This is a genomic window from Sphingobacterium sp. Lzh-3, assembly GCF_046764375.1.
In the GTDB taxonomy this organism is placed as follows: Bacteria; Bacteroidota; Bacteroidia; order Sphingobacteriales; family Sphingobacteriaceae; genus Sphingobacterium.
Genome location: NZ_CP177226.1, coordinates 3,560,948 through 3,573,694 on the forward strand (window position 1 = coordinate 3,560,948; position 12,747 = coordinate 3,573,694).

The 12,747-nt window shown below is 38.5% G+C and carries 11 protein-coding genes; 3 read left to right on the top strand and 8 right to left on the bottom strand.

Features of this window, described 5'->3' with window-relative positions; all coding sequences use genetic code 11:
* Positions 1-9 precede the first annotated feature (9 nt).
* Complete coding sequence (locus ACLCDV_RS15035; protein ID WP_411971530.1) at positions 10-1,167, top strand: Gfo/Idh/MocA family protein; 1,158 nt, start codon at positions 10-12, stop codon at positions 1,165-1,167.
* Positions 1,168-1,232: 65 nt separating this feature from the next.
* On the opposite strand, the gene ACLCDV_RS15040 is transcribed toward ACLCDV_RS15035, so the two are convergent.
* The 6 genes from ACLCDV_RS15040 to ACLCDV_RS15065 all read right to left on the bottom strand — a co-directional run bounded on the left by ACLCDV_RS15040 (position 1,233) and on the right by ACLCDV_RS15065 (position 8,748).
* Entirely contained in the window at positions 1,233-2,456 is a 1,224-nt protein-coding gene (locus tag ACLCDV_RS15040; RefSeq protein WP_317666146.1) for a retropepsin-like aspartic protease, read from the bottom strand.
* A gap of 107 nt (positions 2,457-2,563) precedes the next feature.
* Positions 2,564-3,103 (bottom strand): helix-turn-helix domain-containing protein, encoded by a 540-nt coding sequence (locus tag ACLCDV_RS15045; RefSeq protein WP_411971531.1) that lies wholly within the window; start codon positions 3,101-3,103, stop codon positions 2,564-2,566.
* A 67-nt stretch (positions 3,104-3,170) separates the two neighbouring features.
* A complete protein-coding gene (locus ACLCDV_RS15050; protein WP_411971532.1) occupies positions 3,171-4,175 on the bottom strand; it encodes a YihY/virulence factor BrkB family protein in 1,005 nt (334 codons plus the stop codon).
* Positions 4,176-4,240: 65 nt separating this feature from the next.
* A complete protein-coding gene (locus ACLCDV_RS15055; RefSeq protein ID WP_411971533.1) occupies positions 4,241-5,521 on the bottom strand; it encodes a hypothetical protein in 1,281 nt (426 codons plus the stop codon).
* Positions 5,522-5,856: 335 nt separating this feature from the next.
* Positions 5,857-6,489 (bottom strand): response regulator, encoded by a 633-nt coding sequence (locus ACLCDV_RS15060; protein ID WP_411971534.1) that lies wholly within the window; start codon positions 6,487-6,489, stop codon positions 5,857-5,859.
* A gap of 12 nt (positions 6,490-6,501) precedes the next feature.
* Positions 6,502-8,748 carry an ATP-binding protein gene (locus ACLCDV_RS15065; RefSeq protein ID WP_411971535.1) on the bottom strand — a complete coding sequence of 749 codons (2,247 nt, stop codon included), beginning with the start codon at positions 8,746-8,748 and terminating at the stop codon, positions 6,502-6,504.
* Between the two features lie 152 nt (positions 8,749-8,900).
* On the opposite strand from ACLCDV_RS15065, the gene ACLCDV_RS15070 reads away from it, so the two are divergent.
* Together ACLCDV_RS15070 and ACLCDV_RS15075 are read left to right on the top strand one after the other, a co-directional pair.
* A complete protein-coding gene (locus ACLCDV_RS15070) occupies positions 8,901-9,230 on the top strand; it encodes a DMT family transporter (RefSeq protein ID WP_075992835.1) in 330 nt (109 codons plus the stop codon).
* A 53-nt stretch (positions 9,231-9,283) separates the two neighbouring features.
* Complete coding sequence (locus tag ACLCDV_RS15075; protein ID WP_343566740.1) at positions 9,284-10,582, top strand: DEAD/DEAH box helicase; 1,299 nt, start codon at positions 9,284-9,286, stop codon at positions 10,580-10,582.
* A gap of 155 nt (positions 10,583-10,737) precedes the next feature.
* Here the strand turns inward: ACLCDV_RS15075 and ACLCDV_RS15080 are convergent, their stop codons facing one another.
* Both ACLCDV_RS15080 and kdsA read right to left on the bottom strand, forming a co-directional pair.
* Entirely contained in the window at positions 10,738-11,832 is a 1,095-nt protein-coding gene (locus tag ACLCDV_RS15080; RefSeq protein WP_411971536.1) for an SGNH/GDSL hydrolase family protein, read from the bottom strand.
* Between the two features lie 84 nt (positions 11,833-11,916).
* Positions 11,917-12,732 carry a 3-deoxy-8-phosphooctulonate synthase gene (gene kdsA / locus ACLCDV_RS15085; protein WP_411971537.1) on the bottom strand — a complete coding sequence of 272 codons (816 nt, stop codon included), beginning with the start codon at positions 12,730-12,732 and terminating at the stop codon, positions 11,917-11,919.
* Positions 12,733-12,747 lie beyond the last annotated feature (15 nt).

Here is a 12,747-nt window from a genome sequence, read left to right on the forward strand (position 1 = left end):
TTCAACTTTATGCGCAATACAAAACTAAAAATGGGCATGGTCGGCGGTGGGAAAAATGCATTTATTGGGGCTGTACATCGTATGGCTGCAGGAATTGATGGTCAGATTGAATTATGTTGCGGCGCACTGAGCGCTGATCCCCTTGTTGCAAAAGAATCCGCCGCGCTTTTAGGTCTTCCAAAGGAAAGGAGCTATGGAAGTTACCAGGAGATGATTATCGAGGAAAGTAAACGTTCGGCGGATGACCGCATGAACTTTGTCAGTATAGTCACGCCGAATTTTGCTCATTTTGAACCAGCAATGATGGCTCTGGAACATGGCTTCCATGTCGTGCTTGAAAAGCCGATGACGCTGACAACAGAACAGGCCGAATTGCTCCACCAAAAAGTAGCTGAAACAGGATTGATACTCTGTGTTACATACACCTACTCGGCCTATCCGATGGTAAAACAAGCTCGCCATCTTGTCAAAGAGGGCCAATTAGGTTCGATTAGAAAGATTATGGTAGAATATCCGCAGGGTTGGCTCAGTAAGATGATCGAAAATGGTCTTTCTTTGGCCTTTTGGCGGACAGATCCCGAAAAGAGTGGAAAAAGTGGTTGTATGGGCGATATTGGAACACATGCCGCCCACCTAGCAGAATATATTTCAGGTTTAAAAATCACTAAAATGTGCGCCGATCTTCAAACATTTGTGACCGGAAGAAAACTTGAAGATGACGGCAATATATTACTTGGATTTGAAAATGGAGCCACAGGCGTACTATCGGCATCTCAAGTTGCCGCTGGAGAAGAAAACGCATTAAAAATTAGAGTATATGGTGAACTTGGGGGATTGGAATGGAACCAGCAGGATGCAAATACACTCATCTTTAAACAGCTCGATGCGCCGACCCAGCTATTTCGTGCAGGTCAACAGTACCTTTCACCAATCGCCAAACATAACATCCGTCTACCGGCCGGTCACCCCGAAGGATATATAGAAGCATTTGCCAATATTTATAGAAATTTTGCAGCCACACTATTGGCTTCTATGCAAGGTATAGAGCCGCGAGAAGAAGATACTGATTTTCCTACTGTAGCTGATGGTCTGCGTGGCATGAAGTTCCTAGAAACTGTGATTGCCTCTGGAAAATCAACACAAAAATGGACCGATTTTATTCGTTAGATATATACTTACCATAAGTGGCCAATGTCATTTGCTCCCTGAACAAACGACATTGGCTGCACACTTTAATTTTTCTGCATTGACTGAGACATCTGGTTCAAATATCCCTCATAGTTTGAATAAGGTTCCTTGATCCTACCATTTGGTTTCAGATAAAGAAATCCTTCCTGATTATCCAAAATGACATTAAAATGGTTCAGAATCTGATTTCCGAATAAACTTGTTCTGCCATTAGGCTTGGCCGGATCAGCGGCATTCGTCACAATATCTTTAAATTCAACACCAGCTATTGAAGCATTCAAACGGATAATCTTTCGGTTACTGATCATGGTAAGTGGCTCTAGATTGTCCCAATTGTGCCCTATACTGGTAAAATCTTCCCCCAACAGCATAGTGCCATCACGACCTGTGTCAAAAAGGAACCAAAAATCGTAATGTCGTTGGTTATGGCTAAAAGCGGCTTTAAACTTTGGTCGATTTTGTTCGTAAAATATCGGAAGCTTTGTATACTCCTTTGCTTTGGTGGGGAGATCGCGATGAATTACCAATTCCATTTTGTCATAATCGATTTCAATAATGTGATTTCGAAAGAAACTGTTACCAATAATAAGATCTTCAAAGGACTTCATATTACCGACCTCTGTCATTGACACATTTTTCCAAACCATCGGCCCAATACGCAATTGATTGTCTAGGCTTGTCCGCTCGCTATTGACCCCGTCGGTATTCGAAACTGTCGTAAACGATGAAAATAATAAATCCAGCTGCTTTGAGTTATTTCTATTGACAACACCTGTTCCTGCTCCTAAATCAAACTGTATCGAAACATTTTTCTTGTTAATTGTTCCATTCAGGAAAATCCTTGAGCCAATAAGACGAAATGGTATTCGCATAGGAAAGGGATCATTTCGATCTAATACAGGTAGATTAGGTGGTAGTTGAGCCTTTATACGAATGTGACAAGAATCCGCCCCATTCAATAGTACGATGAAATCATACATTGCTCCGGGTTTAGTCATAACAGTTAATTCCTCCTGATCTGTTCTAAAAACGACTGTGCTTTCTTTCGTTGGAATATTCACGAAATAGACATCAGGGTTTGCTCTAGGATCTAATTTCCAGTCGACATGGCAATAGGCGCCGTCTTTAATACTGACTTTCTCAGATGAAGCTTTGATCAAAGGTATCTTATTTTGTGGAAAGACGTTCGTCATCGTAAAAAGAGAAAGAAAAATGACAAAGGTAGTCAAGGCCATATGGCTTTTCCTTTTTTGATAGTGTGTTTTCATAATTTTGTATTTTTTTTCAAGATCAAAGAAAAAAAATACTGGACGAAGAGTACACTTTTACGCCCCGACAATGCCCCGACAGTTACCCGACAATTGTATAATAGTCGCTATAAAATACTAATATCGGGCAAGATCCGTGAATTTTCACCTTTATTTAATCCGATCGCATTTCGTAGTATAACGATTATATTCATAAAGATCCAACATAGCGGAATAAGCAATTTCACATTGCTTTTAACACCTAGCCAATCGTTGAGTATAAAAATAACAAGCATCAGTAACACCGCGATTAAGGTAGATACGATTTGTATTGAGATTAACTGACGGACCTTATACGAATGCTGTTTTTTTAACAGCATGATTGCGATAGGCACCAAAACATTTAGTGGAGGCAATATAGAAAAGGGTAAGGAAGAAAGGTTGATAATTTTGATCCATGTGAGATTTTCGGATTCAGCAGGCATATCATATGCAGAAAACTCCGATTCGTCCACATTCAATGCCTGTGCAAGTGCACGAAGGGTGTAGCCCTTTGGCGACTGCCCCGCTTCAATCCGCTGAATTGTTCTAACTGAAATACTTGATTTTTGTGCTAGTTCCTCTTGGGTTAAATTGAGTTTCTCACGTAATGATTGTAATTTGTTCATAAACAATAGATCGATTTTACCATCAAATTTACAGAATTTGGTGGTAAGAATTCAGTAAATCTAACGTTTATGGTTCCTTGGGAAAGTTGGCACCCTCTTCGGTAACCGTCTGCTCCTCAGGCGTTAAAGGAGCTGGAGGTATTTCGGTTACATTACGCTCAATTTCCTGCGTTTCAACATGCACGGCATATTGCGAGGGTTCAATAGGGATTCCCATTACAGTAGCATACTCCCTTGTGTAGATTGCACCAAAATATAAAATGGCTGCTGTGTAGTAGACCCAAAGCAGGATCAGCACAAATGAACCTGCCGCTCCATAGGTATCTTGGGTTGCAGAATGCTCCAGATAGACTCCAATTAAATAACGTCCCAATACAAATAAAATCGAAGTAAATAAGGCCCCCGCCCTTACTGTCCGCCAATGTATATTGACATCCGGAAGCGCTTTGAATATGACACTAAATAATAAGAATATAATTCCGAAGGACAATGCAAAGTTAATCCCATCCATTAACATCACCGTTATTTCCGGGAAATAATGCTGTAGCTGATCTGTCAATGCTAATATTACACCATTTACAATCAATGTAACAACTAACAAGAACCCCAATCCAATCACCAAAGAAGAAGACAATAATCTATCCTGAATCAATTTTAACCAGCCTTTTTTCGGCTTCGCCCTTACATGCCAAATCTTATTGATCGAATTCTGTATATCCCCAAAAACAGTCGTTGCTCCTAAAATCAATGTAATACCACTGACAAGCAATGCCAGGTTTGATTTTCCTGAAAGTTGCAAATTCTGAATAACCTCTTGAATCTGTCTTGCGGCACTGCTTCCCACCAATCCACGGAGTTCCAAGAATACTTTCCCTTCAATTGCATCCTCACCATAAAAAATTCCGGCTAAGGCAATCATTAAAACCAATATTGGACCAATAGAAAAAACAGTATAATAGGATAATGAAGCACTATACTTCATCGAATCCTCATTCAAAAATCCCGAGACCGTACTTTTTAAAATTCGCCAATAGGTTTTCACCTTACTTCTACTTTTAGTTCGTTTATCCATGTTCTTGTATTTTGTACTCAAGAACAAACCACTGAGAAGCGAAGAAAGTTTGTAATTAGTGTGTTTTAATGCGAGTAGTCCGCTATAGTTCCCTGGAGAACCAAGCGATTGTGGTCTACAACTTTCAGACTCAGCGTAATATCTGAAGCGATGGTTTTCAATAATAGAATCGGTGATATTTTAGCTTCATTTGGCCAATCTACCAAATGAACTGCAACATGGGATAGCTCAGCTGTCTTACCGTAAGCCACATTAAGTTTATCAATATCCTTTGACGTGGTCAGCAAACTAAACTCCTTATCTTGTTTTTGAAACCATTGATAAAATAATTTACTGGGAAGGAATCTGCGCATGTCGTTATCTCCACGCATCGCTAATCTTACTTCGGGAACTTTCGTTTCGTAGGGTGTTTTCTCTTCGATCGTTTCGAAATTTTCGTCAACCGCATAATTAATAATGGTATCTGTTTGAATGACCTTGTTTTTCAAAATTTCAATATCGACGTAATTTCCATCCAAATGTGCTATAATAGAATCAGCGGCTATAGGAAGTTCGCTAACTAATTGCTTTAGCTGATTTTTAAATTGACTATTGGGGATATTGATCCAAGCTTTACCAATGTATTTTGCGGAAACGAGTTCTCTAACAAGATATTCCTTCGGAAAGTTCCAATCTGTTGAGAAAAATTCGCCAGACACATCGAGATGGTCTCCTTTCAAATCAAGCTCAATAAAATTATCCGTTGAAATATCACTATAACGCAGTGATTTACCTGTCAATGTACTTGGACGGTTAATAAATTGTTCGATGGTAACACGGTCTTCTTTTGATTGAATTAGCTGAAGCATTTCTTCTTTCTTTGTATCAAGATCAAAGCCTAGACTTAGCAGCAGGTCATCCCCTTTCCAGATAAATGCGATTTTGCTCGGTTGATGATAGGCATAGTTCACATCAGGGGCTAAATTACTTTCCACTGCACCAACCTGTATCACATCTTTTAGAAAGGTCAAAAATTGTTGCTTATCCTTTAGCTGAAAAAAAGCATAAAAGTTTTTGGGGTGGGGCTCCAAAGCAAAAAGAAATACATTCGCTTTGATATCAATTCCATTGTCTTTGAGTTTACTTAGTTTTTGACCAAAATCTTGCCCCTCTTTCGGCGCTGACTGCCATTTATTAAAAAACTGATTCAAAAGAATATCATCTAATGATACGGTCAACAAAGCCTTACTTTTTTTATGGACCAATGATTTGTAGGATTCTTGCTGTCGTAGTATGTAACCGCCCCAGGCAACGATCGCCAAAAGTACGAGGACAGCTATCGTCCAAAGTATTATTTTTTTAATCATATCAATTGAATCAGTAATTTTTGGTTGTTTATCTCCTAAAAGCTTCTCTGAAAGGTCCCTCAAGCTGGAAAAAGTTATATTTCGCAGTATTAGGCGCTCTAAGAAAAACCTAGATTTGAAATTTTGTTCTGAAACAGATTCTATTTAAAATAGACCGATGAATCTTAAAATAGATCAATGAATCGAAGACCGAAACAATGTCTTCTCTTGAAATAGCGCAAAATACTAGTTTTCAACAATGCACTTGATACCTTCTATTTTAAATCAATAATAGCAAAAGTATCAAATGCCTGGAGATCTTTTCATCCCTGAAATCAGGGAATTGGGGAATTTAATTAGTTTTCCCGAATTAATCCGTATTCAATAGCCGATTTTACTGCAGCAGTAACACTTTTGGTTTGAAATTTCTCCATTAGATTCTTGCGATGGCTTTCTACCGTATGTGAACTGATAAACAATGAATCTGCAATTTGGTTTGTTGTCATTCCTTGCGCTACGAAAGTAAGCACTTCTTTCTCACGACGTGTCAATTTTGGTACTTGCTTAAGCCCCATTTCCACTTTCTTATTCAAGATAGCCTGAGTTTTTTCACAGAGATATCTTCTTCCAACAAGAACAGCGGAAATGGCAGCAAGTATTTCATCACCATTTGCATTTTTCTGTAAATAGGCATTGGCGCCCTCATTTAAAATGCTGTTGATCACTGCAAATTCATTGTGGACACTAAACGCAATAATTTTTAAATCCTTATTACTATCCTTCAGGCCTTTAACCAAATCGATACCGTTAGCATCCGGTAGATTGATATCAAGTAGCAATACCAATGGCATATCAGTAGCAATACGATGGAACAGTTCAGTTGCACTGGAATACATACCCACTACTTCAAAATCCTCATGCGCATTTATAATGTTTTTCAATCCCTCAAGTAGCAAAGGGTGATCGTCTGTAATCGCTATTTTTATCATTTTTCCAAAAAGTTAAATCATGGGTAATTCCAATTCAATGGTTGTACCCGCTCCATTCTCCGACATAAACTTCATTTCCCCGTTTAGAAACGAAAGTCTTGATCGCACATTATGCATTCCTGCAGAATGCTGCAAATCGACACTTTCCATATCAAAACCCTTGCCATCATCTTCAATTGTAATATGTAAACGTTTATTATGTGAAGAAAGCTGTATTAAAATGTTGGTCGCATTAGCATGCTTCAACGCGTTATTCACCAATTCTTGAATAACTCTATACAAAGAAATCTCCTGTTCCGTACTTAGGGTTGATTCGAATTGTAAAAATTCACATTCAACTTGACATGTAGATTGACTCATTCGGCTTGCATAGTCTCTTAAAGTTTCTTTCAAACCATATTTTACAATTAAATCTGGCATAAGATTATGCGCAAGCCGGCGAAGTTCATCGACAGCCCCGTCCAGCAAATCAATGCTTCGATCGATTCCTGCTTTCATGGTTTCTTGCTCCAAAGCATTTTTATTGATGGCTGATAATCCCAATTTGGTACTTGACAGTAAACCTCCCAATCCATCATGAAGGTCGCGAGCGAGACGGGTACGCTCTTTCTCTTCCCCTGCCAACATCGCAGTCAGGTTTTTAATGGCATGTTGTTGATTATTCTTTTCTATCTCAAGCTCATGCAAATGTTCCTTTTGCTTCAATGCCTTTGAACGTTGCCAGTAGGCGTAAAACAACAATACGATCACAATCAAACAACTGATAAATAACCAGATATAGATCGAATTCATCCGTGACTTGAAAGCAATCTGTTTTTTGGAAACATCAAGCTCCTGTAAGCGTTGTTCATTTTCCAGTCGGCTTAATTGCAGATCCTGCTCCTTCTTATCCCGTTCGAGCTGCAATACTTTAAGTTGCTGGCTTCGATTCAGTTCATTTAACTTCAAATTCTCCACCAGTTGATGCTGCCTATCATTCAAGGCTTTCATCAACTTGATCTGCTGTTCCTTTTTCTCCCCTTCCAATCGAAGCCGCATTAACTTTTGGTTTTGCAGTTCACGCTCATACTTCAGCTCCAGCTGCTTCGTTTTATCGAGTTTATCCGAATTAAAAGCTTTTTCAAATACATCTATGTAGCTTTTTTGATAATTGAAAGCCTCTTCATATTTACCTTCTTCAACACTTACTTCAGCCAGTCTACTAAATAGGCTTAGCCCCACTTGATAATCGTAATGGGCCTCTCTTTGAAGATTGTACAGTGCCTGCTGCAGATATTTTTTTCCTTCCTCGCAATGCCCCACTTTGAAAGACTCATCAGCGAGGATACCATAAGCAGGTATTGTAATGGCATATTGCCCCGTTTCAGCTGCGATATCTAAAGCCTGTCTGGCGTAGAATATCGCTTTCTTACCGCCATTATCAGGATAAAACTCATGGTACAGATTCGCTAGATTAACTGAAACATACGCTAGATCAGTCGGATTAACCAGATGCTTCTCATTCTTATTGATCAAATTATAAGCCTCAAGATAGTGTTGTTCAGCTTTCCTCAATAGATCACGATCTGCATTATTCGATCTATACTCCTCTTCAAATAGATAACCAGCCTGCATGTAGGCGTCAAATAGGCTATTGACATTCTTCCCTTCTTTAGCCGTTTCTAACAAAAGAGAAGTATACTTCTCCTGGAAATCATAGTTACGCTGATTTGCATAGATAGCTGTAAGCTCTTTATAAACCGCCAATTTTCGGGCGATATTTGCCTCAGTCTGTGGCGCCTTCTCCAAAAATGGAATCGCTTTATGGAATTGGGAAACGGCTTCATCCTCCTTATTCTGCCGCGTCATAACCCATCCATCACAATAATGAACATAACCCTTTATTCCATTATCGGTAACTATGGGGAGTACGGATTTAGCATGTTCTAAATAATACCGTGATTTTTCATATGCATGATCGTTAAAGCTGTTCATGGCTGCAATACAATTCAAATAAGCATAATATTGCTTGTCTGGATAATTTCTTGCCAACTGAATATTATCATTAAGCAGTTGACTGGCCAACGCTTTCTCATTATTAAAATATAAGGCCTGCGCATATTTTCCAGTCAATACAAACCGCTCCTTGCTTCCTAAAGGAAGACTGTAATACGATTTCTTTAACTCCTGCAGTTGCTCTTGGCCAAAAACAGTAAAACAGACACATAAAAAAGTAAAAAATATCAGTACCGATCTCCAAAAATTTTGAATATGCCCCATAAAAAAATAATTGTTCTAGCTATGTGAATTGGCCAAACTTAGATAAATTTACCCTTATACGCAATTCACTATCTCTAAAACAACTTAACTTCTCGCTGTTATTGACCTAATTAACCGAACCTTACCAAACAAAAAATTGTACCTTTGTAACAATGAAATACATTTATCTATTTCTTGCCATAGCCGCTGAGATATTTGCAACCACTTTTCTAAAGAAGTCTGCAGGTTTTACCCTTATAAAACCTACCCTTATCTGTATTGTAGGTTATATTATTGCCTTCTATTTTTTAAGTATCACACTTAAATACCTCCCCGTCGGAATATCCTATGCAATTTGGTCTGGCGTTGGTATCGTTGCCATTACACTGATTGGTATGTTCTTATTCAAACAGATTCCCGATACAGCAGCCATTATCGGCATGGTATTGATTGTTGTTGGAGTCATTATTATCAATCTATTTTCAAAAATGGGCGCACATTAGCTGATCTAAGATCTAAATTTGTATTTTTGTAACTTACATAAATAAAAGGATACGTGTCGTTAGAGAAACTAAAACTTAGCAAAAGATTGACTGCTACGATGACTGAACTCGGTTATCTGGCTCCAAAGGAAATTCAAAGTAGATGCATTTCCAGAATTCTTGGTGGACAGGATGTGATTGCCATCGCTCCGGAAGGTGCTGGCAAAACCACAACTTATGTCTTATCTACCTTGATGAAGTTGAAATTCACAACAGATGAAGCTCCGAAGTTTTTGATCTTGGCGCCTAATGAAGAACGTATCGACGAAATTGTTGAGAGATTCTACCAATTAAGCAAAAATAAAGGTCTACGCATCATTGGATTGCGGGCTTCAGGTAGCATGGAAGAAGAAATCGAAGAACTGGTTGATGGAAAAGATATTGTTGTAGCTACTCCAAATCGTGCAAGAGCGATCTATCTTAAATTGGCCTTGAATCTCAACCGTATTCAGACATTAATTATTGATGATGCTGAAGAGATTATCAAACAAGGAATGCAAAATACAGTAAGGGAATTAGCCGAAAGCTGTGGAAAGGTACAACATTTGGTTTTCAGTACTGTTGAACACCAAAAACTTTATGACATGATCGACAATTTCATGAATGAAAATTGTGCCTCAGTCGAAATAGATGAACTTGAAAATGACACTGTCGACACCCTAGATCTATTATTATATCATGTTCCTAATTTCACAACAAAGATCAATTTATTAAATCTTCTGTTGCAGGATAAAGAAGTATTTCAAAAAGTAGTCGTCTTTGTAAACTCGAAACTTACTGCCCAAAAGTTGGCCAGCAGTTTGTTCAGTAGCAATAAAGAAGAAATTGCTATCCTCAATCCATTGTTCTACGATGATTTTGGCTATGAAACCATGGAAGATTTCAAGGAAAATAATCAATCTCGTGTCTTGATTATTGCACGGGAAAATACAAACGATGTGGACCTTTCCGCTATTCCATTCATTTTTCAATTTGAGTTACCGAATGAAAAGGAGGAATTCTTAAATCATCTTGTTAAAAATGACGATAATGAAGAATCGGTCGTATTGACTTTCACAACAGATCTGGAATTACCAATGGTTAAAAAAATAGAACAGGCCGTCGGTAAAAGAATGGATGTTTTGGAATTGCCTGAGGATCTTGCAATCTATAATCCCATCACCGACAAAAAGAAAAAGTCGAGCAAAGAGGAAGATAAAGAAGATCTGTCCCGTGGCGGTGCTTTTCACCAAAAGAAAGAAAGCAATGCCAAGACCTTTAATTATGGAGGCGGCGAAAAGGCAAAAATGACGATGAAAATGAAAAAGAAATAAAATAGAAAAGGGAAGTTTAAAACTTCCCTTTTCTATTTTATTATTGTGCTGACGGATGTATGCTAATCCAATAAATCTGTTTCATATACGATGCCCTATTATTGAGTCAGTGAATTCCGAACGCTCATATCCAGAGCGTCCCCATTAAGAATAGCCTACTTTAGAATTTTCTTCAACAATTTAATATACGCATTTGCGATTCTTTCCATACCTTGATCATTTGGATGAGCATAATCTACAGTCGAATTCAGATCCAGATTAAGCTCTTGGCTCGACAATAAGAAAAGCTGACGAACCCCTTTCGATTGTAATTTTTCAAACGCAGCTTTCAGTACACGGCTGCTTTGCTGATACTCTGCATTTTTGTCTTCATTGAAAACCTCTGCTATACTTCCCGAACTATGCTGGGTCAAAATGATAGGCGTTGCGGGATGTTCTTTTCTTAAAAATGTCACCGCATGGACCAACAAAGAATCCAATTGTGTTTCTGTTAACGATTTCGAAATAGCCAGATTGGGAATACAATCGAGAATATAACAAGCGGCATCTTCTTGGTTCATCATATTTAAAATAGGCTGTTCAAGCCGACCATTTCCAGAGAAACATAAATTGATCACTTCGTTATTAAATGCCCTTCCTACCTGACTGGTCCAAGCCAAACCAGGACGGCTTGTACAGGCCCCCTGTCCAATCGAAGTTCCATAAACAACAATAGGTTTTGCCGTTGTGATATGAGTATATGTTAATTTAGCCGTATTAGGCACACCAATCTTTAACCACTTAACAGTATTGTAGAGCGGAAGATATAAGCGGTAATTAAATTTTTCATTGCGCCCAATATTCTTCCACGTATAAGAAATAGTATCCGAAAAATCATAACTGCCATAAGCCCACTTCCATTCTTTCTTTGCCGTATCATAAGCATAAAGATCCAGCCCACTAACACCTGTTGTTGGCATATGGGGCATATTTAAGCCTCCGACAACTTGGTATTGAACTGTAATCTCAGGCGAAGAAGTTTGAAAGTCAATATAGAATCCTGCGCTATTCTTACCTAGCTCCCATACAGGTTTACGTACCTGACTTTCCAATTCATCCGGAAGTCTGTTGAAGGCTGAAAGCTTCTGATTCTCCAACCTACCTTCCACATGTTTATCTTCTAGTGGAGAAAACCAACTATAATTCTCCTGCGCTTTAATGGCAGAAAAAGACAACAAAAAAAACGCTGTCAACGCAACTTTTGATAACATATAATAATTTAGCTTTAAGTTTGATATAATTGATTATAAAAAAGGAGCCTATTGGCTCCTTTTTATTGTGATTTATTTATTATACTATAAAATAGCTTGTCTAACTCGTACCAGTTTTTCCATCAAGCCTTCAAGTAAATCCAAATGTAACATATTGGCGCCATCAGATTTCGCATTTGCAGGATCAGGATGTGTTTCTATAAACAGACCGTCAGCTCCCACGGCGATAGCTGCTTTCGCGATTGTTTCAATTAAAGCTGGTTTTCCTCCTGTTACGCCAGAAGTCTGATTCGGTTGTTGCAAGGAATGTGTACAGTCCATCACTGCGGGTACGTTAAAAGCACGCATTTCGGGAATCCCTCGATAATCTACAATGAGATCCTGATAGCCGAATGTATTGCCACGATCAGTTAAAAAAACCTTTTCATTTCCAGATTCCACGATTTTATCTACTGCAAATTTCATAGATCCAGCGCTCAAAAACTGGCCCTTTTTTACATTGACCACCTTATTCGTTTTTGCCGCCGCAACCAATAAATCAGTCTGTCTGCACAAAAATGCTGGAATTTGAAGAACGTCAACGTATGCAGCTGCCATTTCTGCTTCGTGGCTCTCATGGATATCTGTCACCGTAGGTACACCAAAAGTTTTCCCAACTTTTTCTAAAATCTTCAGCGCCTTTTCATCACCTATTCCCATAAATGAATCTAGGCGGGACCGATTGGCCTTACGGTAGGATCCCTTGAAAATGTAAGGAATATTAAGTTTATCTGTAATTGTAACAATCTTTTCAGCAATACGCAAAGCGATTTCTTCTCCCTCTATTGCACATGGCCCTGCCATTAAAAAGAAATTCTGCGATGTCCCATTCTTTATTTCGGGAATGTATCTGTTAATCATAAAATTATAAAAATA

Coding starts and splice junctions, on each gene's coding strand:
- ACLCDV_RS15035 (WP_411971530.1), top strand. CDS start 10: ATGCGCAATACAAAACTAAAAATGGGCATGGTCGGCGGTGGGAAAAAT.
- ACLCDV_RS15040 (WP_317666146.1), bottom strand. CDS start 2,456: ATGAAAACACACTATCAAAAAAGGAAAAGCCATATGGCCTTGACTACC.
- ACLCDV_RS15045 (WP_411971531.1), bottom strand. CDS start 3,103: ATGAACAAATTACAATCATTACGTGAGAAACTCAATTTAACCCAAGAG.
- ACLCDV_RS15050 (WP_411971532.1), bottom strand. CDS start 4,175: ATGGATAAACGAACTAAAAGTAGAAGTAAGGTGAAAACCTATTGGCGA.
- ACLCDV_RS15055 (WP_411971533.1), bottom strand. CDS start 5,521: ATGATTAAAAAAATAATACTTTGGACGATAGCTGTCCTCGTACTTTTG.
- ACLCDV_RS15060 (WP_411971534.1), bottom strand. CDS start 6,489: ATGATAAAAATAGCGATTACAGACGATCACCCTTTGCTACTTGAGGGA.
- ACLCDV_RS15065 (WP_411971535.1), bottom strand. CDS start 8,748: ATGGGGCATATTCAAAATTTTTGGAGATCGGTACTGATATTTTTTACT.
- ACLCDV_RS15070 (WP_075992835.1), top strand. CDS start 8,901: ATGAAATACATTTATCTATTTCTTGCCATAGCCGCTGAGATATTTGCA.
- ACLCDV_RS15080 (WP_411971536.1), bottom strand. CDS start 11,832: ATGTTATCAAAAGTTGCGTTGACAGCGTTTTTTTTGTTGTCTTTTTCT.
- kdsA (WP_411971537.1), bottom strand. CDS start 12,732: ATGATTAACAGATACATTCCCGAAATAAAGAATGGGACATCGCAGAAT.